Genomic DNA, 25,229 nt, shown 5'->3' on the forward strand with positions numbered 1-25,229 from the left:
AGCACTTTAGGTTTTCCCGTTTTCTGCTGCCTTTGGAGGTCCTTCTGAGAAAGAGCACTCTAAAAAAGATGGAATTATTCCTGGTCAATCACCTTTGCGTATTCCTGGCAGGTAACCGCGCAATCGCTCTTAACATTTTCCAGGGTGCTTTTCCAGGTACTTAGCTTCTCGCTAACTTCCTCCGTTTGCCGGTTCAACTGATCGATGGCATCAAGATGCTCTTCAGACAGGCTGTTATTTTCAAATTTATCATTAAGATCTTCGACGATCTTTGCGTTTTCTGTCCAAAGTGTCTCCAACTCTGAGATTTCCTGGTTCATAAGCGTGTATGTATCACCATGACCTCTGCATACTGCATCAAGACTGTCCAGGATTTGTTTTTTATCATCAGAGATCGCGGTCACATCAATTTCCGCATCCATTCCTTCATACATGTCTTTCCAGGCTTTAAGCTCGGTATCGGCCGATTGGGCAAATGAAGTAAGTTCTTCTGTGGTTGAACTCCAGTTGTTGTTCAGTGTGTCCAGCTGCTCCTTGTAGGCATCTGAAGAATTACATCCGGTTAGCATGAGTACTCCGATAAGGCTCATAAATCTGATTGCATGTTTCATGATCATTATGTGTTTTGATTTACAAACCTTAAAGGTAACCATTCTCAGGGGGCCTAGAAAAGACCAGGGGTTAAAGTTCTTTTAAACCCGGGTGTCACCAGACGTTTCCGCACCCTCTTAATAGGTGTCTTTCATCCAGTTATAAGGGGTGCGTTTAATCCAGTTTCCTCTTGTGAAATCTGGAAAATCCTGAGGTGCTCCGTTGTTGGCGATGGAGGCTTCAGAAAGTGGGGTAACCGAACTCCAGGCCGCAGCGTCATATACATCCAAGGGAGGTGCAATATTCTGTTTTGCCGACTCCACAAAGGCATTGATCACAAAGAAATCCATGCCGCCATGACCTGAACCGGCAGCGTATTCGCCGTATTTTTTCCAAAGCGGGTGGTCATAGCGATCCAGGTAATCATCCATCTTTTCCCACTGGTGTTCATCACTTTTCCCTTCCACATAGATACGCTTATCGTAATAATCAAATTCCGTTAGTCCGTTTACGCCCTGCACCCGGAATCCGAGAGAGTAGGGCCGGGGCAGGTTACAGTCGTGGGTAATGATGATGGTTTCTCCTTTGGCTGTGCCTATGGTGGTGGTAATCACATCCCCCTGCTTCCATTTCAGGTCGGCATTGGGATGGTTGGCACCTCCCTGTGGGTGGTTTACAATATAGTTATGCAATCCAACGGCTTTAGTGGCGTGAGCGGTAAGCGATACAAAACGGTTGCCACGATTAATATCGGCCATGGTAGCTACCGGTCCCAGCCCGTGAGTTGGGTACACATCAGCATTTCGCCTGAGGGAGTGTTGGGTTCTCCATTTGGCTTCTGAGATGGCGTTCTCACCGAATTCAACTCCCCCTCCGTAGGGTTGCTTCCCGTCATTGAACTTTACATGTCTCAGGTCGTGCTGATAGCCGCATCGGAAGTGTACAAGTTCCCCGAAGAGTCCCTGCCTGACCATATGGAGTACGGCCATTACATCCCTGCGGTAGTTTACATTTTCCAGGATCATCAGGTGGGTGCCTGTTTCCTCGTGGATATTGACCAGGTCCCAGCACTCCTCCAGTGTATTTGCGGCAGATACTTCCACCCCGGTATACTTACCTGCCTTCATGGCATCTCCGGCCATACGCACATGCCATAACCAGGGGGTGGCTATGATCACGGCATCGACCTCCTGCAGGTCCAGAAGATTGCGATAGTCATATTCATCCTTTCCAAACATTTTTGGGGCAGGCTTTCCCGCCTCCCTTATTTTCTTCCGGCAAAGATCGATACGGGCCGGATCGATATCGCAGAGGGCGGTGACCTCCACATCGTCCCGGAGAAGTAAATTATCAAGGTGATTGGTGCCGCGTAAGCCCACACCTATAAGTCCCACCTTGAGCTGACTTTTTTGTGCGTTCATGGTAAAGGCCATTTCCGGCATAAATAATAATCCGGTCCCGGCAGCTGAGGTAGCTTTTATAAAGTTTCTTCTGGAATTCATAACATGTGGTTTAACTCTTTTGGTTGGGTAATGGAGGATTAAAATATGACCGATTTAATCTGACGCCACAGTTTGGTGAGAATAAAAGCAGCCACTGCGGCGGTAAGGGTAAGGATCCCGGCTTTGGTGTATTGGCCGTAGATCCAGTATCCGGTGGCAAAAAGGCTGCTGTAGATCACCACACAGCCAACAAGGGTTGCGGCAATACCTGCCGGTACATTCCATGTTTCCCCATGGAATGCTTTTGAAAGTTTATCGGTATCTCCTTCTTTAATGACCTTTTTCCAACCGGGGCCACCGGGATTAATCTTCAAACAGAATGTTTCCAGGGTTTCCTGTGATTCCGGAGCTGTCAGGTAGGTCACCAGAACCCAGATTATTGTGGTGGCCCCAACAATAAAGGGATAGGTCATCCATCCGGGCATAAGGCCGTCGATCGGGACTCCCGTGTCATTTATTCCTCCAAACAAATAGGTGCCTGCCGCTGTAAAGTTGATCAGGATAGAAATGATTCCCGAGGAGAACATGGCCGAGATCTCACTCCAGGCATTTATGCGCCACCAGAACCATCTCAGGATAAAGATGAGGCCTGTTCCGGCCCCGAACATCAGGATGATATTAAACAATTGAAGGGCATTGTTGAGCACCAGGGCCAATCCGGCAGAGACCACCATCAACAGTACCGTGGCCAGCCTTCCGGTGTTCACCTGTTCCCTTTGGGAAGCACCGGGATGAATGTGCTGAATATAGAAATCGTTTACCACATAGGAAGACCCCCAGTTGAGGTGGGTGGAAATGGTAGACATATAGGCAGCAACCAGGGAGGTGAGCACCACCCCGAGCAGGCCATTAGGTAATTTGGTGAGCATGGCGGAATACGCCAGGTCATTGCCCAGCTTATCCTGGGTTACTCCCGGGAAGGCTTCCTGTATGCTTGCAATATCCGGGTAGACCACAAGGGAAGCCAGGGCCACCAGGATCCAGGGCCATGGCCTCAGGGCATAATGCAGGATATTGAAAAAGAAGGTAGCCCCAATGGCGTGATTTTCATTTTTAGCCGCCAGCATACGCTGGGCGATATATCCGCCTCCTCCGGGTTCGGCACCTGGATACCAGGCGCTCCACCACTGCACAGCCAGCGGAATAATGAGCAGGGTGATCAGGGTTTCTTTATTGTTGAAGTCCGGAAGAATATGAAGTTTGTCTGCTACATTCTCATGAGTGATCAGCGCCTGGATCCCACCAACTTCCGGTAAGTTTACGCAGTACCACGCGGCCCCGATGCCCCCGGCCATGGCCACAAAAAACAGGATAAAATCGGTGTAGACCACTCCTTTGAATCCGCCCACGGTACTAAATATCACCGTAACCAATCCCGCAATACCCACTGTTTCAAGGGGTGAAAGTCCCAGCATGATCTGCCCGATCTTAATGGCGGCAAGTGTGACTGCCGACATGGCAAGAACGTTAAATAACACCCCGAGGTACACGGCGCGAAAGCCCCTTAAAAACCGCGCGGGTTTTCCACTGTAACGTAATTCGTAGAATTCGATATCGGTATTTACCCCGGACCTTCTCCATAATTTGGCATAGATAAATACGGTTAACAATCCGGTGATCAGAAAAGCCCACCAAACCCAGTTCCCGCTTACCCCACCGGTTCGAACTATATCGGTTACCAGGTTAGGGGTATCGGTAGAAAAGGTCGTGGCTACCATGGAAACCCCGAGCAGCCACCACGGCATGGTTCTGCCCGAAAGAAAATATTCTGAAGTGCTTTTTCCGGATTGACGGGAAACATAAAATCCGATACCCAGGGTTAGGGTAAAAAAGGAAAAGATAAAAAGATAGTCCAGGGTATTCAGTGTGATCATAGCTTAAGTTTAGGTTGGCATACGTTAGGTTATGGTTTTTCAAAAATAATTTTTTCGCGAAGCCCTGAAAACTTTTTTTACTGGTTCGCATGGAAATGGCTTCCCGGATGCCAGGCTTTACGAAGCGGTCTTGTGTGACCCCGGAGCAGGCCAACTCCTCATTGCCATAATTCCTGAGGATAATGTGTTTCGAGATATTGCTTTAAGATCCTAATATCACTTTTTGAAGTGAGATCGGGTACATGTTCAGTAAGAGGGATTCCAAGTACCGATCGGGGATGGGCTTTCACCATGTTGAGCAAGGCTGTTGGAATCTCTTTCTCCTCCCGAACGGGATGTAAGGGGCAATTTTGCAGAAAGGGCAGCACCTGGCTCCCGGTAAACATAAATATATTCATACTCACCCTGAATTTCCCTGCATCATCCCGGTACTGTTCCGACTCCTGTACTGAGGGTTTTTCTATGATATCTTCCAAATATCCTTCTGTATCGGTTTTTACAAGGGCAAACCTGTTGATACGCTCCCTGGAGAATTTTAACCCATCCCGGTCATAGCTGATAAAGGCGTTTGGAGCCTGGGTATTTCGCAGCATTGAAAAGGACTTTATCGAATAGAGGTTATCACTGTTGCAAACCACAAATCGGGTATCTTTAAGCCAGGCCTGTTGCTCGATAGCCTGAAGGAGGGCGTCTGCGGTACCCAGAGGCTTTTTTCTGCCTTCCGGAACAGATTGTACGGCAAAAAATACATTTAGACCCTGGTAGCGCTTATCGGGTTTTAGATACTGGGATCTGAATGGTGCTGCGTCTTCTCCTGTGAGGAAAACGATGTTCTTGTACCCCGCCCGTTTGGCGTTGAACAATACATAGTCCAGCAAAGGATATTGATTTTTTCCCAATTGGATAAGTCCTTTACTGCGTTGATTTGCCTGGGCCATTTCTTCCGGGGTAAGGTCGCTTTCCGCAGCGCTTAATGCCGCCTTCATGCGTGAAGAAGCCCCTCCGGCCAGGATCACCAGAGTCTCCGTTTCAGTTTTATTCATCAGAGGTGTTTTTTACCCGGACACCCGGGTCGGTTTGAACAGCATAGGCGTCTCGCGCCCCTGCATCTTTAATCGCTGCGATCACCTTTTGAACATCTTCTTCCCTGGCCAGGGCTATGATGCTTCCTCCCAGTCCGGAACCCACGATCTTGGTGCCTAAAGCCCCTGCACTCAGGGCTGCATCGGTCATGCGGTCTATAAGAGGCACGGTGATTCCCAACAGTTTGTCCAGGATTTCATGGTGCTGATTCATCAGTTCGCCGATCCGGGTCATGTCCATAGGGTCGTTTTCAATTTCTTTCAACGCTTCCATGGTGATGGCATGATTTCTTACCGCTGCCTCAAAAACCGGACGGAGCGGGTTGGAAACCAGGGGCAGGTATTCCGTCAATGCCTCAGGCTGGATCTCTGATATACGGAAGTCCGGGAGTTTTTGCCTGATCTCCTCAATTGCCTTCCAGGCCTTTGATCTGAGGTCGCCCAAAAGGGAAAGGGTTGGTTTTGGTATTCCGGATTCGCCAACGATAAGACCGGGGATCTGCTTTTCAAAAAGCTGATACCGGCCGTTTTCACCGGTTTCCAGGAACATAATATTTCCCAGGGCAATGCTGTACTGGTCCATGCGCCCCCCGGGGCTATCCTGTTCAGTGACCTCGGCTGTATACGCCAGTTGAGCGATAAACTCCCTATCGTTGCTCCTGGGGTGATCGCCGGCTTTTAACAGAAAGGTGATCCAGGCGACCATAACGGCAGAAGAACTCGAAATACCTGCATTAATAGCTACATTCCCTTTTATCGTAATGTGGTATCCGCTGCTAATACTTCCCCCTAGATCTTTAAAGACCTTGAATCCCGACAGGAGATGGTCTCCCTTAACACCTTTGCTGAAGTCTTCATCGAGGGCTATGGTTTTGTTTTCTCCCATATCCGGGAGGTCAATCTGAAAAGTCCTTTGATTTTCAGCACGGGCTTCAAGAGTAATATGCCTGTTTATAGCGCAGGCGATCACGGGGAGATACAGGTAATCCTGATGGTCTCCGAACAAGCAGGTGCGTGCAGGTGCAAGTACAGTGATATGGTGTTTGTTCCGGTCCGGGTGGTTGTGATGGGTCATCGTATCGCATGCATTTTTAACAGCATTTAATGCAAGTCCCCGAAAGTAGCTATAAGCGGTTAGAATTTCAAATTTCAAAAGTAATTCAGAAGAGAAATCCGGGGAGGATCTTACGAATCACCAGTCTGGGGATCTCACGGACACTTTAGGAATTTTGTAGGTAAAGTTTTTCAGGGAAACCCGATTTTATGATTAAATTTATCAATCAACTGAAATTCAGGTAGTTGCAATGAGTTTGTATTCCACGGAAGTTTCCTCCAGGTTAAAAAGGTGGCTGATCCTTTGTTCGGTGCTATGTCTTTTCACGGATATGACCGCTCAAAATAAATCCTCCGATTATGATCTTGTTATTCTTGGAGCAACCCCCGGGGGCATCATGGCTGCTATAGAAGGCTCCCGCCAGGGTAAAACCTGTCTTCTTTTGGAGCGATCTTTTCATATCGGGGGGCTCCCGGCAAACGGACTGGGTGCGACGGATATTTCGACCGAGGGTGCAGTTGGCGGATTGTTCAGGGAATTCGTGACGGCCATCGAAAAACATTACAGGGATACATACGGAGTATTATCAGAGCAGTACAGAACCTGTAAGAAAGGCTATCGGTTCGAGCCATCGGTAGCAGAAAGGGTGTTTCATGAGATGATTGCAGCAGAAAAGGGGATCACCGTTCTTACCGGTTATCAGTTCAATGGTAGGGAGGAAGATGTGCATAAGGAAGAGCGCTATATCCGGTCCCTGAAGGTTACCCACCGGGAGAGTGGAGAAGAAAGGGTGTTTTCAGGGAAAGTGTTTGTTGATGCAACCTACGAAGGTGACCTTATCGCTGCTGCCGGGGTACCTTATACTGTTGGCAGAGAGGGTAAGGAGGCCTTTGGGGAAGAGCTGGCAGGAAAAGTATACAAATACTGGGAAGGCCGGGTGGCAGAGGGTAGTACATTTATGCCTGATGATGCCATACAGGCCTATAACTACAGGCTTTGTCTGACCCGGGACCCTGAAAACAGGAATCCCATACCTCAACCGGAGACCTATAACAGGGAAGAATACCTGAGTCTTATAGAGGATGTGGTTTCCGGAAGGCATGCAGGAAAAGAATACGACGAATTTCTGAATCAAACCTCAGGGCAAGAACGTGAGAACATCCGTGCGATGGGTAGTAAGGAACCTCCCAGGGTACCCGGTAATCCCCGGGGAATCTCGAAGATCTTAAACCCGGTAGCCTTGCCTAACAATAAAACCGATGCCAATAACCAGCAGCGCGCATTCCTGTCTTCTGACCTTCCGGAGGAAAACTGGTTGTGGCCCGAAGCTTCGTGGGAATGGAGGGATCGGTTTGCAGAGCGATTAAAGAATTACACCCTGGGCTTACTCTGGTTCGCACAGCATGACCCGGACCTGCCGTTATGGTTTCGTGAAGAAATACTTCCATGGGGACTGGCCAGGGACGAATATATGGATAACAACAACTTTCCGCGACAGGTCTATGTAAGGGAGGGGCGAAGGATGAAAGGCCAGTACTTTTATACCGCCTTTGATGCCTTACCGGTTAAAAAGGGAGAACGGCCGCCGGTGCATCCTTCATCTGTTACGGCGGGGCATTATTCCATAGATTCCCATGGGGTTAGAAAGAGAGAATCGGGCAGGGTACACCTGGACGGATTTATAAGTCAGCGCACAGCACCGTTTACCGTGCCATATGGGGTCATGGTTCCCCCGGAAGTTTCGAACCTCCTTGCCCCTGTGCCTGTGTCAGGAAGTCATCTTGGTTTTTCTGTTTTACGAATGGAGCCTACCTGGATGGCGCTCGGTCAAGCTGCCGGTCTGGCTGCCTCCATTTCGGTAAACAGGGGAGAACCGGTTCAGGATATACCGGTGAGAACATTACAATTGGGATTGTTGGAAAGCGGTGCCGTATTAATGTATTATAAAGACCTGTCGGTCGAAGACCCTTATTATAAGGCACTACAATGGATGGGGGTCCATGGTTTTTTTCAGGACTGGCATGCACATCCTGAAAGCTGGGTTACCGAGTCCGAACTTCTGGAGATCTCTAGGGTCTTCCGGGCCCGGTTACAGGGCGTGTTAAGGCATAAGATAACAAGGGCCAACCTGGCGCTGTCTGTCTACGAATACGAATTGCATCAATCAGGGATAACCTTCTCCCGTTAGAATTTTGAGTTGCTCAGAAACAGACTGATCTTGTTTCTGAAGGTAAGCAGCAGGCCACCGGTAATGAGCTGAAGTCCGGTGATCGCAAGGTTTATCGAGGGTTCTGAACTGGCCTGGTTACGGCTGATGAACTTTTGCCAGGCAGAAGGCTCGGGCTGATCCTTCATCAGGTGAAAGGTCTGATACAAGAACTCAGGTAATTTGGTAACTACAAGAATACCTCCTGCAAGTATGATACCCAGCTTGATCAGGGTGAATTTATCTACGTTACCAAACTGGATTTCCTTTTCTTCAAAGCCCTGGTCCAGTTCCAGCAGGTCGATGATCATGTCGCTTCGGAAAACGATCACAATAAAGATGCCTATCATTATCGCAGAAACCACAAAGATCCAAATGAAGGATGAGAGTTCGAACTCGGAAATGCTGAAGGCTTTAGGTAAAAATGTGAAGATACTGATGATCAACGCATAAAGTCCCATTAATTTGAGAATCAGTCTGAAAAGGTCGCGAAGAAGCATGATCTTAAGATTTAGGTTTATTCAAATATAGTATTTTTTCTAAAACCGGGAATTTTGCTATTCTATTTAAATTCCAGGCTATTATCTGTGAGCTTACTGTATTTCAAGGTCCACATGTCTTTGAGGTAGTTCTGGTAGATCTTCCAGGGGTGTTCTGACCCTTGTTTAGGAAGTACATCCAGGGCTCTTTTGATATACCCTGCATCAAAATCCAGCAAGGGTTCTGAGGTGTACCTTTCCGGATCGAATCTCGGGGTACAGGTACGGTAACCCTGCTTATCCATAAAGTTCAGAAGTCGTGCCACATACTGTCCGTTCAAATCACATTTCAGGGTCCAGGAAGCATTGGTATACCCGACCGCAATAGCCATATTGGGTATGTCGCTGAACATCACCCCGCGGTAGACATGCAGGGATGAGGTGTCTGTTTTCTTGTTGCCTATCTTCACATCCATCCCTCCGAGCAGTTTAATTTTTAATCCTGTTGCAGTAATAATAATATCTGCATCCAGAACCTTACCGGAATTCAGTGCGATACCGTTTGGCAGAAACTCCTTTATGGTGTCTGTTACCATTTGCGCTTTGCCTTCCCGTATGGACAGAAAGAGGTCGTTGTCGGGCACAAGGCAAAGGCGCTGATCCCAGGGATCGTATGTTGGAGTGAAATGCCTCATGTCGTAATCCGCTCCCAATTGATGCTGTGCCTGGTTCTGTATGAAATTCCTGATCTTTCCGGGCCATTTTCTGGAGACCTTATAAAGCCCCAGGCTGAAGAGTATATTTTTCCATCGGGACAGGCTATGCGCCCAGCCAGCCGGGAGAATGCGCTTGAGACGGTTTGCAATTTTGTCTTCGCGAGGAAGGTTCAGGATATACGTGGGCGACCTTTGCAGCATGGTTACTTTTTCGGCTTTCTTTGCCAACTCAGGTACCAGGGTAACAGCCGTGGCACCACTACCTATCACCACCACCTTCTTATTGGTGTAATCCAGGTCTTCCGGCCAGTGCTGTGGGTGTACCACCGGCCCGTTGAACACCGAGGCCGTTCCCTTTAAAGGGTCATACCCCTGGTCGTAATCGTAATATCCGCTGCAAACAAATAGAAACCTGCACTTTAAAACAGTTTCTTTTTGCTCTTTGATGTTGATGGTTACTTCCCATAGAGCATCCTCTTCGATCCAGTTGGCACCTATTACCGTGTGGCTGTACCGGATATGCTTGTCGATACCGAATTTGGAAGCCGTATCTTTAATATACTTCAGTATGGAAGGCCCGTCGGCAATAGCCTTAGGATCTTTCCAGGGATTAAAGGAAAACCCAAGGGTATACATATCCGAGTCTGACCGGATCCCGGGATATTTAAACAGATCCCAGGTGCCTCCCATCTGTTCCCGAGCTTCCAGAATGGCGTAGGTTTTATCCGGGCATTTTTCCTGCAAATGGTATGCAGCGCCAATGCCGGATAAACCGGCGCCAATGATTAGGACATCTGTAAAATCTTCGGAATGTGCTCTTTTAGACATATGAATAGGATAGTGTTCGGAGTTCCTTAAAGGTAAATAATTTCAGGATTTCCGAAATGGTAAAATGGGGTGATTGACGTGGATATTGAGAACCGTGATTATTCTTCGCTTCCCAGGTACTTGTAAACCACTCCTGCAAGGATGGCACCTGCAATGGGAGCGACCCAGAATAACCACAGCTGTTCCATGGCCATACCTCCTGCAAAAATAGCCTGGCTGGTACTTCTGGCCGGGTTTACAGAGGTATTGGTAACGGGAATGCTTACCAGGTGGATCAGGGTAAGTGCCAAACCTATGGCAATACCCGCAAAACCCTGAGGAGCTTTCGGATGTGTAGCGCCAAGAATAACAATGAGAAACATAAAGGTGAGTACCACCTCAGCTACCAGGGCCGCCGTCATACTGTATCCGTCCGGAGACAGGGCGCCATAGCCATTGGCAGCAAAAGTTCCCGTTTCGAAACCTGCCTTGCCCGAAGCAATAGTGTACAATACTGCAGCGGCAGCTATGCCTCCGATCACCTGAGCCAGGATATAGGGCAGCAGTTCTTTTTTATCAAAGCGGCCACCGATCCAGAGACCTATGGAAACTGCAGGGTTGAGGTGACATCCTGAGATATGACCGATGGCGTACACCATGGTAAGCACAGTGAGACCAAACGCCAGGGAAACACCGGCAAATCCAATACCAAGTTCCGGGTAACCCGCTGCCAGGACAGCGCTTCCGCACCCTCCAAAGACCAGCCAGAAGGTACCGATAAATTCAGCAATAAATTTTTTCATAATAGTAGCTTTTAGAGAATTTCAGGAAGGCCTGTGGTCATGCTTGCCAAGGTGTTATTGCCTTAAAGCGTATCCACAGGAAAAAGCCTTCTATAACTAAAAGTAATTAAAAATACTGAATTTCAGTACGTTAAAATGAAAACGGGATGCCGGGATCAATCTTCTTCCCGTTTGGCGCGGTCCAAATGAAAGGCCGGGGTGCAGATGGCAAGATATTCACATGCCTCCCCGAAAGGATTCGAATATTGTACGCGAACCCCTTTCTCTATATGTATGGACTGTCCTGCCTTGAGCACGACCACCTCCCCGTCTATATTAAACTGTTTTTGCCCTTTGATCACAAAAGTATACTCGTCGAATTCGGGAGTCTGGAAGGGCTCACTCCATCCCGGCGGTGCTACCATATGGGCAATACTTATATGATCATTCCCGGTGGTGGCCAGTCCGTGATGTTCCTCGATAATTTTACCATCAGTTGTCGGGATCCGGAAGGGTTCCGTTTGAATACTGTATTTCTTCATGAGATTATCTTTTAGAGATGGCCTTGTTGAGAATACCCATCACCCCCCGGATAAAGGTAGCGCTGGTAAGTACTTTTACTATTGGATTCATCCGGGAGCTACTTCTGGGTTGTACCGTCTTTCTCTGGGTACGTGCTTTTTCCTGCAACTCCTCCTCGCTGGCTTTTTTAATCTTTTCATTCAGCAACTCGTAAGCACTCTCCCGGTCTGTACGCTCATTGTACTTGGAGGATAGTGCAGATCCTTTTAGCAGCGTGCTGAGTTCGTGTTCGGTTAGGATATCCATCCGGCTTTGGGGTGCTCTCATCATGGTGGCGGCAAGGGGGGTGGGCCTGCCTTTCTCATCGAGTGCCGTAACAAGGGCTTCCCCTATACCCAGGCTGGTAAGTACCTCTGCCGTGTTGTAAAACTCGGAGATCGGATAGTTTTCTGCGGTTTGTTTTATGGCCTTCCGGTCTTTGGCGGTAAAGGCCCGAAGCGCATGCTGAATCTTGAGTCCCAGCTGGGATAACACCTCCTCAGGAACATCAGTCGGGGTCTGGGTAATAAAGAACACCCCCACACCTTTAGACCGGATCAGCTTGATAATGCTGTTGATCTGGTCGAGCAATGTAGTGGAAGCCTCGTCAAAAATAAGATGGGCTTCGTCTATAAAAATCACCAGCTCGGGTTGTTCGGGATCGCCAATTTCGGGCATGGTGGTGTAGATCTCTGCCAAAAGGCTCAACATAAAGGTGGAGAACAGCTTGGGCTTATCCTGTATATCTGTAAGCCTGATCACATTGATGTAGCCCTGCCCGTTCTCATCCAGGCGCATCAGGTCGTCTGTTTCAAAGGATCGCTCTCCAAAAAAAAGGTCTGCTCCCTGTTGTTCCAGCTCGATGATCTTTCTGAGAATGGCACCGGTGGAAGAAGTTGAGATCCGGCCGTAAGCTTTATCAAACTCTGCCTTTCCTTCTTCGGTGGCATACTGAAGGATTTTTTTCAGGTCCTTTAGATCGAGCAAGGGCAGTTCCTTATCGTCACAGTACTTAAAGATCACCGCCATAATACCTTGCTGAGTTTCCGAAAGGTCGAGAATACGGGATAACAGCACAGGGCCAAACTCTGAGACGGTTGCTCTTAACCTTACTCCTTTTTGATCGGATAGGGTAAGAATCTCAACCGGGAATCCCTTGGGGGCATAATCCAGTCCGATCGCCTTCATACGTTCGTCTATCTTAGGATGGGGTGTACCTTCAGCAGCCAGTCCGCTGAGGTCACCTTTCAGGTCCATCAGTAATACAGGAACCCCCCTGGAAGATAGCTGTTCTGCCATAACCTGCAGGGATTTGGTCTTGCCTGTACCCGTGGCCCCGGCAATAAGCCCGTGCCTGTTCAGGGTTTTCAGAGGGATCCTGACCATGGTGTTCGTGAGCGGTGCGCCATTGAGCATGGCAGCGCCAACCTCCAGGGCATCTCCCTTAAAGGTATATCCTTGTTCAATCGCTTCTTTAAATTGATCAGCAGTATGCATATATGATGAAGTTTATACTAAAATACGGGAATTTGTTAATAGTTATGGGATTAAGAAGGGAGGTACGTGGGTAAGGAGGTAAGGAGGTAAGTGGGTAAGGAGGTATGGAGGTACGTGGGTATGGAGGTATGGAGGTATGTGGGTAAGGAGGTATGGAGGTATGGAGGTATGGAGGTACGGAGGTATGGAGGTACGGAGGTATGGAGGTACGGAGGTACGTGGGTAAGGAGGTATGGAGGTATGGAGGTACGGAGGTATGGAGGTATGGAGGTATGGAGGTATGGAGGTACGGAGGTATGGAGGTTCGGAGGTATGGAGGTGCGGAAGTACGTGGGTACGTGGGTACTTGGGTACCTGGGTACGTGGGTACGAAGAGGAAGTGAGGGGGTGCGTGGCGTGTTGGTGTCAGGGAGTCGGGAGTAGATGTTCTTAACGCATGCCTTGTCCCTGATTTTACTCCCGGGTTGAGCAATCCTTAAAAACTGAAAATTTCGAGCCAAGAACTGCGTGCTGAGATCTGTTTTCTATAAATAAAGTAATTGTATCTTTGGCCCATGGAAAAAAGTGAGGTTTTAGCACTGGTAGATAAGGGCGAGATGTTACCCCTGATGGAGGAGTTTTACACCATCCAGGGGGAAGGGTATCACAAAGGTACCGCGGCTTATTTTATCAGGGTAGGCGGTTGTGATGTGGGATGCCACTGGTGTGATGTGAAGGAAAGCTGGAATGCAGCGACCCACCCACCCACCCATGTCGACCAGATCGTGGAAAATGCCGCCAGATATTCAGATACCATTGTGGTCACCGGGGGAGAACCCCTGACCTGGAATATGGATCCGCTTACCAGCCGACTCCGTGACAAAGGCCTTAAGATCCATATCGAAACCTCTGGGGCTTATCCGCTGACGGGGCATTGGGACTGGATCTGCCTTTCGCCCAAAAAAATGAAGCTTCCCAAAGATGAGGTCTATCAAAAGGCCCATGAGCTAAAAGTGATCGTATACAACAAACACGATTTTGTCTTTGCAGAGGAACAGGCCGCCAGGGTCAATGACCGTTGCATCCTTTATCTGCAACCCGAATGGAGCAAAAGGGAGACGATGATCCCTGAGATCGTAGACTATGTAATGAAGAATCCGCGTTGGAAGGTGTCCCTGCAAACCCATAAGTATTTGAATATTCCGTAGGGAGAGTTTGAAGTAGGGAGTTTGAGTTGGAGTTTGAGTTTGAGTTGGAGCTTGCCATCCCTCAAGGGAGGAAATCCTGCCTGTGCGAAGTACGGTAGGTTTGAGTTTGAGTTTGAGTTTGAGTTTGAGTTGGGAGTTTGAGTCTGAAGGTTTAGATCAACGAAATACTCCATTGAGATGATTGAAAGCAGGTTGTGGGGTTATGCTTCCACTACCTTGTTGTTGGACATTTCCGGCTGGATTTCAAAATTTCCTATTCACTAAAAGTCAGCCTGGCCAGGTAGTCGTAGTGTTCCCCTTCTGTGATAAGCTCACAATTCAGGCCAGCCTCGGTGGCGATCTCCTCCAGGCGTGTATAATCCAGGTAGAGCCATGGGAAAGATTCACTTTCGCCCCTGTAGTGCACAGTAAAATCCAATTCGCCGTAATACCGGTCTCCCGGAACCCATTTGCCTCCGTCTTCATCCTCGTCATACATATAAATGATATCTGACGAATCGATAAGGATCTGTCCGTTTGGAGTGAGCAATTCCGCTATTTTTTTCAGGTTGCCGGCTGCCTCATCAAAACGGCCCAGGAGTCCTGTGCCGTTCATGAGCAGTAATACGGTATCATAACGCTGTGGAGGCAGGTCGTACAGGCTGCCGTGAATCGCATGCTTTACCCCGCGATTCCGGGCTATTTCGATACAAGATGCACTGCTGTCCAGGGCAGTGACCTCGAGGTTTTCCTGTTGTTGCAGGTATAGGGCGTGACTGCCGGCTCCGGAACCTGCATCCAGAACTTTTCCTTTACAACATTGTAATGCCCGTTGTTCGGTAACGGGCATTTCCTCATAGGTTCTTAACAGGTATGCAACCGGAAATTCATCCGGATCTGAGATGTTGGTCTCGGTAAGCATGTCCTCTGTATAGTCCCCATTGATGTAATCCTGTAATGCCTTCCCCATTAAATCCTTCATCGCTACAGTTGTTTTGTTAGATCGCCTTATTGTAGAATTCGATAAAACGGATCAGGTCTTCTTCCTTCTTAAGTTTAAGTCGTTGTTCCTTGATAAACTGAGTCATCTCCTTATCTAAAGTTCCGAACTGTTCCTCAATTTTTTTATTGGAACCTTCCAGCTCAATGGCTTTTTCCATTCCCGGAAGTTGCAGAAAGTAATCCTCGCGGCTGATGAATCGCGGGGGCGTATTTTGATCGTAACCGGTACGTCCCTGTTTGGCTTGCTCAAAGATCTTGTAGTGGCGCTTGAAGAGTCTAGCCTCTCCTTCACAACTCAGGCATTCCATATATCCTTTTCTTTCGCTTTCTTTGTAAGTAAAATCTACCTGTGTAAAAAGCCGCCCCTTAATGATGAAGTCGTTCTCATTATTCGGATTGGTGGCGTAGATCTTCTCCTCACTGATCTTAATTTCTATCTTATCTTTGTAGGCGTTGTACCTCAGATCGATGTTGGGTATGGATTTCCCGTCTTTGACCATATAGCCTTTGGAAAACTCGCTGCCATCGAGATATGGAGAGCCATCTATGCCGCTATATTCGGCAGCTTTAGTGTTTAGTAAAGTGGTAGCTCCATAGGCATAAGCCTCGGTTTGTTGGGCAAAGGACGAAATGGAGGTAAGGGTAAAGGTAAAAGTAAAGAGGTAAAGTAATTTTTTCATTTTCGGGTTTTAAGTTTTAATTATGGAAGATTTTATAAATAAATTACCGCAATTGGCGGGAGACCAAGATAAGGAAAACAAAAGATTTTTTAAGAAGCTTAAAAAAAATCCGCCTAAGAAACTGGATGATCTCGTACATGGAATTCACGATGAGGTGTTTAGTGAGATCGACTGCCTGGAATGTGCGAATTGCTGCAAAACCACAGGCCCCCTTTTCACCAATGCCGATATTGAGCGTATTGCAAAATTTCTCAGGATGAAACCCCTGCAGTTTATAGAACAATACCTCAGGGTTGATGAAGATAACGACCATGTACTGCAAAAGGTACCCTGTGCCTTTCTGGACGATCAGAACTACTGTCTCATCTACGAGGTCAGGCCCAAGGCCTGCAGGGAGTACCCGCACACCGACCGCAAGAACTTCCACCAGATCACCGGACTCACCCTGAAGAACACCGCCATTTGTCCGGCAGCATTTCGTATCGTTGAGGAAATGAAAAAGCGATTGCCTAAATAGCCCGAAGTTGTTATATTTCGGACATGGAAAGTATTATCAACTATTTCGAGTCGATTCCTTCAACTCACAGAAGCCTTATCCTGGTTTCCGGAATCACTTTTTTCTGGCTGCTGGAATACGCCGCCCCCCTTTTTAAATTCGATTACAGGAAATTCAGGCATGCCTGGCCGAATATTTTCTTTACCCTCACTACCATAGTCGTTAATTTCGTTTTAGCATTTATACTTTTAATGACAAGTGACTGGACAGTAGCCAATGATTTTGGGGTATTGCAATGGCTGGATGCTCCGTTGTGGGTAACGGTAGTGCTGGGAGTCATGCTGCTGGACCTTATCGGTGCCTGGCTGGCGCACTGGGTACAGCACAAGATCAGGCCGTTATGGATGTTCCATTTGATCCACCATACCGACAACCACGTGGATACGACCACAGCCAACAGGCATCATCCCGGTGAAAGTGTGATCCGGTTTATCTTTACCACCCTTGGCGTATTCGTGCTGGGGGCTCCCGTAGGGATTATCATGTTATACCAGTCATTATCGGTAGTGTTCTCTCAGTTTAATCACGCCAATATTGAACTTCCCAAAAAGGTGGATGATGTGATCAGCTGGCTTATTGTTTCCCCGGATATGCATAAGGTACACCATCATTATGTATTGCCGTATACAGATACCAATTACGGCAATATCTTTTCCATCTGGGACCGCATGTTCGGTACATTTGCAAAGATGCGAAATGCCGACCTGGTTTATGGGGTAGACACCTATCCGGATGTCGATTCGAACGCAAAGATCAATATCCTGCTAAAGTTGCCTTTTGGCAAGTACCGCGCTCCTGAAGGTGCGAAATTCGATAAACCTCAGGGGTAAAGTAAATAGGGTTTTCTCATGGCCAGGAATTGATTTACTCCTTCCTGCCAGGTCCCTCTTATCGTCTCTGCATCCATACCGCTCTCTATCTGTTTCCGCAGTGTTTCAGTTCCTGCATGCAGTGTGAAAGACCGGTCTTTAAAAAAGGCATCTTTATTCTCACTGTAGGTGTAGGCCTCGATCACCCATTGCAGGTCAACTTTTCCAGGAGCAGTAACCGCGCTGAGATCGCTTCCGAAACAAACTTCACCTTTGTGTTTGGGGTCTTTGGCCCCAAAATTAGGCTGAGGCGTGTATTGAAAGTCAAAATGCTGCTGATCTAAAAACGGGGCTCCGAAACGCTGAAACTGAAATTCTGTTCCCCTTCCCGCATTTACGGTAGTACCTTCGAAAAGCCCGAGACTTGGGTAAAGCACAACAGACTGATCGTTCGGCAGGTTTGGAGAGGGCCTCATCGGAAGCGAATACGGCATATTTCTGTTGTACCCCTCCATGGGGATCACCTGAAGTGCACACTGGATCCCATCCTTGAGCCACTTCTCTCCGTTGATCATCTGTGCATATTCTCCTATGGTCATCCCGTGAACCAGCGGAATGGGATGCATTCCCAGAAAACTCTGAAAATCAGATTCCAGGGTGGGGCCATCCACATAGGACCCGTTGGGGTTCGGTCGGTCAAGAACGATTACCGGAATCCCGTTTTCGGCACAGGCCTCCATAACGTAATGCAGGGTAGAGATGTAGGTGTAGAACCGAACGCCAACGTCCTGAATATCGAACACCACCACGTCGATTCCCTCCAGCTGTTCCGGGGTTGGTTTTTTATTGCTTCCATAAAGGGAGATAAGGAGGAGACCGGTGGTTTTGTCGGTCCCATCCTTTACGGTTTCTCCGGCATCGGCCTGGCCCCTGAAGCCATGTTCCGGCGCAAATACCTTTTTAATGGAGATATCCTGCAGGAGCAAAGAGTCGACAAGATGGGTAAATCCGGTATCTTTTCGCGCGATCACCGAGGTCTGGTTGGCTACCACGGCCACGTGTTTCCCTTTCAGTAGCGACAGGTATTTATCCGTGTGCTGAACTGCAGGAACGGGCCCGGTTACAGCGGGTTGTTCCTGGGCTTTTCCCGGGTTACAGGAAGCGATTAAGAAAAACGATAATAAAAATGTATTTTTGAGGCTTAACAAGCGGATCATACTTTGAATTTAGAATATTTTATAGCCAAACGCCTTATCAGGGGTAAGGAGCATAAAAGTAGCATTTCGGCCCCAATTATAAAAATCGCCATTGCAGCTATTGCAATAGGACTGGTCATGATGATGATCGCGGTGGCAACAGGCGTGGGACTGCAGCGAAAGATCCGTGAAAAGGTGGCGGCCTTTAACGGTCATATCCAGATCTTTAATTACGACAACAATCAATCTGACGTTTCGGTAAATCCGGTCTCTATCAACCAGGATTTTTACCCCGAATTTAATACGGTGGAAGGGATTTCCCATATCCAGGCGGTGGCTACCAAAGGGGGGATCATCCGCACGGCGGATACCTTTGAAGGAATCATTGCCAAAGGGGTGGGGGCCGATTATAACTGGGATCCTTTCCGGGATTACCTGGTGGAAGGGCGCCTCCCGGATTACAGTGAGAAACGAAATGAGGAAGTGCTGATCTCCAGATATCTCGCCTCCCGATTGCAGTTTAAGCCGGGCGATGAGTTCTGGGCCTTTTTCCTCAAGGACCAGCCCAGTGAGATCCCGAACCAGGTAAAATTTACTGTGGTCGGGATCTATGACAGCGGCTTCAGCGAATTCGACTCCAATTATATGTTCATTGACCTGAGGCATGTCCAGCGAATGAATCGCTGGAAACCGGATCAGGTAGGGAGCTTTGAGGTGTTTATTGACGATTTTGATGAACTGGAACAAAAAGGGAGAGAGGTGTACGGAAGTACCGTGTCTACCCTGGACTCCCAGACCATATCCGGTAAATACTACCATATCTTTGAATGGTTGTCGCTTTTTGATTTTAATATTGCCATCATTATCGGGATTATGATCATCGTGGGAGGAATTAATATGATTACTGCCCTGCTGGTACTTATTCTGGAAAGAACACCCATGATCGGGATCCTGAAGGCTCAGGGCTGTTCTAACTGGAGTATTCGAAAGATCTTTTTATACAATGCGGCCTATCTTATCGGGGTGGGATTATTTTGGGGCAATCTCATTGGGCTGGGCATCCTCCTGTTGCAAAAATATTTCGGAATCATACCCCTGGACCCGGAAACCTATTACGTGTCTACTGCCCCGGTGTATGTTAGTGGGTGGCATATTCTTTTATTAAATGCCGGAACCCTGGTGCTGTGCCTTTTAATGCTGCTGATCCCTTCCTATATTATTACCCGAATCTCTCCTGCACGTTCTATTCGTTTCGAATAAGGTCATACATCTCAGAGTTGTAAAAGGGGGGGTAAATCCCTAACTTAGTCAGGAAATAAGACCCCTTATGAAATACGCGGAGAACATACTGGAAACCATAGGCAATACCCCCCTGGTGAAGCTGCATACGATCACCAGGTCTGTTGATGCCCTGGTACTTGCCAAGGTAGAGACCTTTAATCCCGGAAATTCTGTAAAAGACAGGATGGCGGTTAAGATGGTGGAAGATGCGGAAGCCGATGGCCGACTAAAACCCGGGGGAACCATTATAGAGGGAACCAGCGGAAATACGGGAATGGGCCTGGCTCTTGCCGCGATCGTAAAAGGGTACAAACTGATCTGTGTGATCAGTGATAAACAAAGTAAGGAAAAGATAGATATTCTGAGGGCCGTGGGTGCCGAGGTAGTGGTTTGCCCAACCAACGTAGCTCCTGAAGATCCCCGATCCTATTATTCGGTATCAAAACGCCTGGCTGAGGAGATCCCGAACTCCTGGTATGTAAATCAATACGACAACCTTTCCAACACCCTGGCGCATTACGAACAAACCGGTCCGGAGATCTGGGAACAGACCGATGGAAAGATCGATCATTTCGTGGTGGGGGTGGGTACCGGAGGAACCATCTCCGGGGTAGGGAAATACCTTAAGGAAAAGAATCCGGAGATAAAGATCTGGGGTATCGATACCTACGGTTCGGTGTTCAAAAAATATCACGAAACCGGGGAATTCGATGAGAATGAGATTTATCCCTACATCACCGAAGGCATAGGAGAAGACATTCTCCCCGCTAATGTAGATTTTGATATCATAGATGGGTTTACAAAAGTAACCGATAAGGATGCCGCCATCTATACCCGAAAGCTGGCCAGGGAAGAAGGGGTTTTCTGTGGGAATTCGGCAGGGGCAGCGGTTAAGGGCCTCTTGCAGTTAAAGGATCATTTTAAACCCGGACAGGTGGTCGTGGTTCTTTTTCACGACTCCGGGACCCGGTATGTAGGAAAGATGTTTAATGACGACTGGATGCGCGATCGCGGTTTTATGGAAGAAGAGGTGAAGCATGCAGGTGACCTTACCTCAAAATCGGATACGGAATTGATTACCGTAAGGACGGAAGAATTGGTAGCACATGCCATAGAACGGATGAAGCAATACAACATTTCCCAATTACCCGTGCTCGACGCCAATGGATTTGCCGGCTCCCTGGACGAGTCAACCCTCTTTAAGGCCTATATCGACAACAAATCTGTGGCCGACCTTCCCGTAAAAGCCATTATGCAGCCGCCGTTTCCCGTGGTGAAAAAGTCGAGCTCTTTAGACGATGTTTCCCGAATGATCAACCGCGAAAATAAGGCCGTTCTTGTGGAACTTGAAGATGGGAGGTATGGGATCATCACCAAACACGATATTATAAGTGCTATATAAACCGTACCGTGGAACCGAATCAACTTCTGTTAAATAACATCCAGCGCTACGTATCCCTGAGTGCTTCTGAGCAGGAGAGACTTTACGCGATCATCAGACCGGTCAGGATCCGAAAGCGTCAGTTTATAGACCAGCCGGGGTATGTATCGCGTTACAGGAATTATGTGGTTCAGGGCGCGTTCAGATCGTATTTTATTGATGAAGACGGTAAGGAGCATACGGTACAGATTGCGGTGGAAGATTGGTTTGTAAGCGACTTTTACAGCTATATTACACAAACGCCGGCCACCTTGTTTGTAGAGGCCCTTGAAAATTCGCTCATCCTTCAAATGGCATATGACGATATTGAAAACCTGTGTAAAGAGGTGCATTCCCTTAGTGAGTATTTCAGGCTCTCTACAGAAAAGGCATTTGCCTTTTCCAGAAAACGGGCCTTGTCTAACCTAAGCCTTACTGCAGAGGAAAAGTATCTCGAATTGCTGGAGCGTTACCCGGATATTGTACAAAGGGTTCCTCAAAAGATCATTGCCTCTTATTTAGGTATGACCCCGGAATTCATGTCCCGTATTCGTAAGGGATTATCATCAGAATCTTAAACTATATCAAGAGTATTTCCTGAACTGGTTCATTTTTATGCCAGGTGTCTTTATGCAACTTTGTTATCTCGATAATGAGGAGAATTTAAAATCAAAGTATTATGAAGACCAAAACACATCTTCCGTCTTATGAGTCGGGGTTAATATCCCTGAGAAGTCAATTAAAAGAAGCCCTCCCCGGGGACCTATTACAAATATTTGACAATGATGCCGCCCACCTGGAGAAGAACCTTTCTGAAGGGGTGAGGTTAAAGAAAGGGGATATCGCCCCTGATTTTGAGCTGCTTAATGCTGCCGGAGAAAAAGTACGGCTGTACGAGATGTTAACACACCAAAGAGTGGTATTGGTGTTTTACCGGGGTGGTTGGTGTCCCTATTGCAACCTGCAGTTAATGCTTTATCAAAAGGTACTTCCCGAATTTAGAGCGCAGGGAGCCGTTCTTGTGGCTGTATCACCCGAATCACCGGACAACTCCATGGATACCAAAGAGAAGAATACTTTGGCATTTGAGGTCCTTAGTGATCCCGGTAATATAGTTGCGAAGCAATATGTGGAAGTATTCCGAAATTCAGAGCGTGCGATAGAAGCCATGGCCAGTCTTGGGATTAATTTTTATGACTTTTATACAGATTCATCCGGAACCTTACCCGTGCCGGCGGTTTTTATAATCGAACAGAGCAGGCGATTGAGTTTTGCACGTTCCGGCGGGGGAGACTACAGAAGCCGCGTGGAACCGGAGGATATTCTGAACGTTTTAAAGAGCGATGGTGATGGAAAATAAAATTTGGTTTGTAACGGGGATTTCAAGCGGACTGGGCAGAGCCCTGGCCGAAACGCTGATGACTCATGACATATTCGTTATAGGTACATTCAGAAGAAAGGAAGAGGTGAACGAGTTTAACGAAAAGCATAACGGTAAGGGCTTTGCTGTGCATTTGGAACTCGATCAGAAAATGGAGATGGATACGATCATTGCAAGGGTAGTTGAAAGATTCGGGCATATAGATGTGCTTGTGAATAATGCGGGATACGGCTTTGCAGGAGCAATAGAAGAAGCATCAATGGAGGAGGTCAGGGCGGTATTTGAAGTGAATTTTTTCGGGGTTATGCAACTTACCAAGGCCGTTCTTCCTCATATGAGACTTCGTGGAGAGGGACATATCATACAAATCTCTTCTCACGGGGGGAGTGAGGGCTTTTGCAGGTTTTGGGGTGTATAATGCCAGTAAATTCGCGCTCGAAGGATTTAGTGAAGCATTGGCGCAGGAGGTACAACCTCTGGGAATAAAGGTTACTATCGTAGAACCCGGACCTTTCAGGACCGGATTTGCGGGCAAAAACCTGAAAGTTTCAAATGCCAGGATCCGGGACTATGAAAAATCGGCAGGTGCCTTTACCGAAAAACTTCGGGCGGTGCACGGACGGCAGGAAGGTGATCCTGTAAAAGCCGCCAGGGCAATCCTTCATATTGCTGGAGGCGATCTGGAGGTATTGCGCCTCCCTCTTGGAAATATTGCCTTAAACAGCATGGAAGCGAAACTAAAAAGTCTGGATCATGATATGACGCAAACAAGGGCTATCGCATCGGCAGCAGTGTTTTAACAATAATCCAGACACTATGATCCTGTTCTGTGCTAATTTCTTAATTTAGAAGGAAATAGCAGGCAGTATGGGATCAAGACGTCAATTTATAAAACAGGGGACATTTGTATTTTTTGCTTCCCAATGGCCCTTTATGTCCTATGCATCATCCGGCAAAAAAACGCTGGGAGTAGCCCTTACCGGCCTGGGGTCCTACAGTACCCATCAGCTTGGGCCTTCCCTGAAGCAAACGGAGCATTGTGAACTCAGAGGCATCATTACCGGTAGCCCCGGTAAGATCCCCGGGTGGCAAAAGGAGTATGGGATAGCAGATGCCCATGTGTATGATTACGGGCAAATGGATCAGCTGGCGAATGATGATGGGATCGATGTGGTGTATGTGGTACTGCCAAACGCCATGCATGCCGAATATGCCGTACGGGCAGCAGAAGCCGGAAAGCATGTGTGGTGTGAGAAGCCTATGGCACTGAATGTGGAGCAATGCGAGCGGATAATCGAGGCCTGTGAAAAGAATGGAGTAAGCCTTAGTATCGGTTATCGCATGCAGCATGAACCCAATACCCGGCAGCTTATGAAATGGGCAAAAGAAGAAACCTTCGGACCCGTGCAGTCTGCCGTAGCCGAAGCCGGATTTCATTTCAGGGGCGATGATCCCTCGAACTGGAGACTTAAAAAAGAGATGGGCGGAGGGGCCTTGTATGATATGGGGGTGTACTGCATAAATGCGGCCCGCTATGCCACAGGCAAGGAGCCTGAAGGAGTGGAGGCCCGGGTGGTGAACCGGCGCGGGGAGTTGTTTACGGAAGTAGACGAGACCACGGAGTTTACCCTCTACTTTAAAAACGATCTCAGGGTGTCCTGTACCACCTCTTTCGGAGAAAATCTAAACCGGCTGGAAGTACAGTGTCGGGACGGAAATTACTACCTGCGCCCCATGCAATCCTATACGGGAGTTCAGGGTGGTGCCAGCGACGGAACCCGTCTTGAACCCATAAAAGGGAAACAACAGGTGCTGCAAATGCAGGACGATGCCCGATCCATTATAAATAATACCCCGGTTATGGTACCCGGAGAGGAGGGTTTAAAGGATATTCGTATCGTTGAAGCTATCCAAAAATCCGTTAAATTGGGAAGTAAATACGTACAAATCTAAACCGTAATTATACGGCACGGAGAATTTTTCTTGTCCGTTTATTTGGAAAATACAGGATTTTAACGTATATTCCAGTCGTATTTTTGTTAGCCCCAAATTCAAAATAGAAATACACACGTAAGAATTAACCTTAAATTAGAAGTATCAACTCTATCTAAATATCAACATTATGGGGCAATCATTACGCAAACAAGAATCTACTTTACTGATCTACGCGCTCAAATTTATAGTATTCGTATTGATTACGATGCTGTCATGGACCTTTATTTCAACCATGTTTAATTTGATCGGAATCATTTAGATTGACATAAGTAGAAAAGAACGTAAAAAGCTTCCCGGAAGGGAAGCTTTTTTTATGCAAAACATCCACCCTGTAAAACTTGTAGGCTGTAGTTGTTGTCTTGTTAAAAAATTCTTAACTTGACCGGACTAACATGCCTATACCTTTTGAATGATTAAAGATCTTATTAAGCGCTACGGCATCTGGAATATCGTAATGATCCTGGTAGTTCTGGTCACTATTATTGTGGCCGAAACCATCTTTCTGATGGGGCACAAATTGTCGGGAATATTTATCGGGCTTTGGGCTCCGACTATTCTGGGTTTTATGAATTATTTTAAACCTAAGGAATAA

The 25,229-nt window shown here is 47.5% G+C and carries 26 protein-coding genes; 13 read left to right on the forward strand and 13 right to left on the reverse strand.

The window, feature by feature from the left end; genetic code table 11:
* Positions 1–74: 74 nt before the first annotated feature.
* The 5 genes from K7R11_RS07410 to K7R11_RS07430 form a co-directional block, all read right to left on the reverse strand.
* Complete coding sequence (locus K7R11_RS07410) at positions 75–611, reverse strand: hypothetical protein (protein WP_224489900.1); 537 nt, start codon at positions 609–611, stop codon at positions 75–77.
* Between the two features lie 117 nt (positions 612–728).
* A complete protein-coding gene (locus K7R11_RS07415) occupies positions 729–2,093 on the reverse strand; it encodes a Gfo/Idh/MocA family protein (protein ID WP_224489901.1) in 1,365 nt (454 codons plus the stop codon).
* A 38-nt stretch (positions 2,094–2,131) separates the two neighbouring features.
* Positions 2,132–3,967: a sodium:solute symporter family protein gene (locus tag K7R11_RS07420; protein ID WP_224489902.1), complete on the reverse strand. Its 1,836-nt coding sequence runs from the start codon at positions 3,965–3,967 to the stop codon at positions 2,132–2,134.
* A gap of 158 nt (positions 3,968–4,125) precedes the next feature.
* Positions 4,126–5,010, reverse strand: a complete 885-nt coding sequence (locus tag K7R11_RS07425) for a sugar phosphate nucleotidyltransferase (protein WP_224489903.1) — start codon at positions 5,008–5,010, stop codon at positions 4,126–4,128.
* Positions 5,003–6,124, reverse strand: coding sequence for a mevalonate kinase family protein (locus K7R11_RS07430; protein WP_224489904.1), 1,122 nt, complete (start codon positions 6,122–6,124; stop codon positions 5,003–5,005). Before K7R11_RS07430 ends, K7R11_RS07425 begins: the two co-directional genes overlap by 8 nt.
* A gap of 229 nt (positions 6,125–6,353) precedes the next feature.
* Between K7R11_RS07430 and K7R11_RS07435 the strand changes: the two genes are divergently transcribed.
* Positions 6,354–8,291: an FAD-dependent oxidoreductase gene (locus K7R11_RS07435; protein ID WP_224489905.1), complete on the forward strand. Its 1,938-nt coding sequence runs from the start codon at positions 6,354–6,356 to the stop codon at positions 8,289–8,291.
* Here the strand turns inward: K7R11_RS07435 and K7R11_RS07440 are convergent.
* The 5 genes from K7R11_RS07440 to K7R11_RS07460 form a co-directional block, all read right to left on the reverse strand.
* Complete coding sequence (locus tag K7R11_RS07440; protein ID WP_224489906.1) at positions 8,288–8,809, reverse strand: hypothetical protein; 522 nt, start codon at positions 8,807–8,809, stop codon at positions 8,288–8,290. The genes K7R11_RS07435 and K7R11_RS07440 overlap by 4 nt on opposite strands.
* Before the next feature lie 62 nt (positions 8,810–8,871).
* Positions 8,872–10,332 (reverse strand): flavin-containing monooxygenase, encoded by a 1,461-nt coding sequence (locus K7R11_RS07445; RefSeq protein ID WP_224489907.1) that lies wholly within the window; start codon positions 10,330–10,332, stop codon positions 8,872–8,874.
* Positions 10,333–10,430: 98 nt separating this feature from the next.
* The gene (gene aqpZ / locus K7R11_RS07450) at positions 10,431–11,114 is read right to left on the reverse strand and encodes an aquaporin Z (protein WP_224489908.1); all 684 of its coding nucleotides are present in this window, start codon (positions 11,112–11,114) and stop codon (positions 10,431–10,433) included.
* Between the two features lie 155 nt (positions 11,115–11,269).
* On the reverse strand, positions 11,270–11,635 hold the full coding sequence (locus tag K7R11_RS07455) for a cupin domain-containing protein (RefSeq protein ID WP_224489909.1): 366 nt from the start codon (positions 11,633–11,635) through the stop codon (positions 11,270–11,272).
* A 4-nt stretch (positions 11,636–11,639) separates the two neighbouring features.
* Positions 11,640–13,151 (reverse strand): helicase HerA-like domain-containing protein, encoded by a 1,512-nt coding sequence (locus tag K7R11_RS07460; RefSeq protein WP_224489910.1) that lies wholly within the window; start codon positions 13,149–13,151, stop codon positions 11,640–11,642.
* Positions 13,152–13,241: 90 nt separating this feature from the next.
* Here K7R11_RS07460 and K7R11_RS07465 point away from each other — a divergent pair, with 90 nt between their 5' ends.
* Together K7R11_RS07465 and K7R11_RS07470 are read left to right on the forward strand one after the other, a co-directional pair.
* On the forward strand, positions 13,242–13,574 hold the full coding sequence (locus tag K7R11_RS07465; protein WP_224489911.1) for a hypothetical protein: 333 nt from the start codon (positions 13,242–13,244) through the stop codon (positions 13,572–13,574).
* Positions 13,575–13,705: 131 nt separating this feature from the next.
* Positions 13,706–14,338 (forward strand): 7-carboxy-7-deazaguanine synthase QueE, encoded by a 633-nt coding sequence (locus tag K7R11_RS07470; RefSeq protein ID WP_224489912.1) that lies wholly within the window; start codon positions 13,706–13,708, stop codon positions 14,336–14,338.
* Between the two features lie 253 nt (positions 14,339–14,591).
* On the opposite strand, the gene K7R11_RS07475 is transcribed toward K7R11_RS07470, so the two are convergent.
* Positions 14,592–15,299, reverse strand: a complete 708-nt coding sequence (locus K7R11_RS07475; RefSeq protein ID WP_224489913.1) for a class I SAM-dependent methyltransferase — start codon at positions 15,297–15,299, stop codon at positions 14,592–14,594.
* 16 nt (positions 15,300–15,315) lie between these two features.
* Positions 15,316–15,999 carry a hypothetical protein gene (locus K7R11_RS07480; RefSeq protein ID WP_224489914.1) on the reverse strand — a complete coding sequence of 228 codons (684 nt, stop codon included), beginning with the start codon at positions 15,997–15,999 and terminating at the stop codon, positions 15,316–15,318.
* A 22-nt stretch (positions 16,000–16,021) separates the two neighbouring features.
* Between K7R11_RS07480 and K7R11_RS07485 the strand changes: the two genes are divergently transcribed.
* Both K7R11_RS07485 and K7R11_RS07490 read left to right on the forward strand, forming a co-directional pair.
* Positions 16,022–16,516: a YkgJ family cysteine cluster protein gene (locus K7R11_RS07485; RefSeq protein ID WP_224489915.1), complete on the forward strand. Its 495-nt coding sequence runs from the start codon at positions 16,022–16,024 to the stop codon at positions 16,514–16,516.
* 23 nt (positions 16,517–16,539) lie between these two features.
* Complete coding sequence (locus K7R11_RS07490) at positions 16,540–17,385, forward strand: sterol desaturase family protein (protein ID WP_224489916.1); 846 nt, start codon at positions 16,540–16,542, stop codon at positions 17,383–17,385.
* Here K7R11_RS07490 and K7R11_RS07495 read toward each other — a convergent pair.
* Complete coding sequence (locus K7R11_RS07495; RefSeq protein WP_224489917.1) at positions 17,376–18,581, reverse strand: exo-beta-N-acetylmuramidase NamZ family protein; 1,206 nt, start codon at positions 18,579–18,581, stop codon at positions 17,376–17,378. The two genes, K7R11_RS07490 and K7R11_RS07495, sit on opposite strands and share 10 nt — an antisense overlap.
* A 3-nt stretch (positions 18,582–18,584) precedes the next feature.
* Between K7R11_RS07495 and K7R11_RS07500 the strand changes: the two genes are divergently transcribed.
* From K7R11_RS07500 to K7R11_RS07530, 8 genes are all read left to right on the forward strand, one after another.
* Positions 18,585–19,820, forward strand: coding sequence for an ABC transporter permease (locus K7R11_RS07500; RefSeq protein ID WP_224489918.1), 1,236 nt, complete (start codon positions 18,585–18,587; stop codon positions 19,818–19,820).
* Between the two features lie 67 nt (positions 19,821–19,887).
* The gene (locus tag K7R11_RS07505) at positions 19,888–21,243 is read left to right on the forward strand and encodes a pyridoxal-phosphate dependent enzyme (protein ID WP_224489919.1); all 1,356 of its coding nucleotides are present in this window, start codon (positions 19,888–19,890) and stop codon (positions 21,241–21,243) included.
* 8 nt (positions 21,244–21,251) lie between these two features.
* Positions 21,252–21,839, forward strand: a complete 588-nt coding sequence (locus tag K7R11_RS07510; RefSeq protein WP_224489920.1) for a Crp/Fnr family transcriptional regulator — start codon at positions 21,252–21,254, stop codon at positions 21,837–21,839.
* Positions 21,840–21,940: 101 nt separating this feature from the next.
* The gene (locus tag K7R11_RS07515; RefSeq protein ID WP_224489921.1) at positions 21,941–22,621 is read left to right on the forward strand and encodes a peroxiredoxin-like family protein; all 681 of its coding nucleotides are present in this window, start codon (positions 21,941–21,943) and stop codon (positions 22,619–22,621) included.
* Entirely contained in the window at positions 22,611–23,060 is a 450-nt protein-coding gene (locus K7R11_RS15020) for an SDR family NAD(P)-dependent oxidoreductase (RefSeq protein ID WP_262899791.1), read from the forward strand. The genes K7R11_RS07515 and K7R11_RS15020 overlap by 11 nt, the downstream gene beginning before the upstream one ends.
* A complete protein-coding gene (locus K7R11_RS15025) occupies positions 23,029–23,442 on the forward strand; it encodes an SDR family NAD(P)-dependent oxidoreductase (RefSeq protein ID WP_317196472.1) in 414 nt (137 codons plus the stop codon). The genes K7R11_RS15020 and K7R11_RS15025 overlap by 32 nt, the downstream gene beginning before the upstream one ends.
* 67 nt (positions 23,443–23,509) lie before the next feature.
* Complete coding sequence (locus K7R11_RS07525; protein WP_224489922.1) at positions 23,510–24,595, forward strand: Gfo/Idh/MocA family protein; 1,086 nt, start codon at positions 23,510–23,512, stop codon at positions 24,593–24,595.
* Between the two features lie 451 nt (positions 24,596–25,046).
* A complete protein-coding gene (locus K7R11_RS07530) occupies positions 25,047–25,229 on the forward strand; it encodes a hypothetical protein (RefSeq protein ID WP_224489923.1) in 183 nt (60 codons plus the stop codon).

The sequence above is a fragment of the Robertkochia flava genome, assembly GCF_020166515.1.
GTDB lineage: Bacteria > Bacteroidota > Bacteroidia > Flavobacteriales > Flavobacteriaceae > Robertkochia > Robertkochia flava.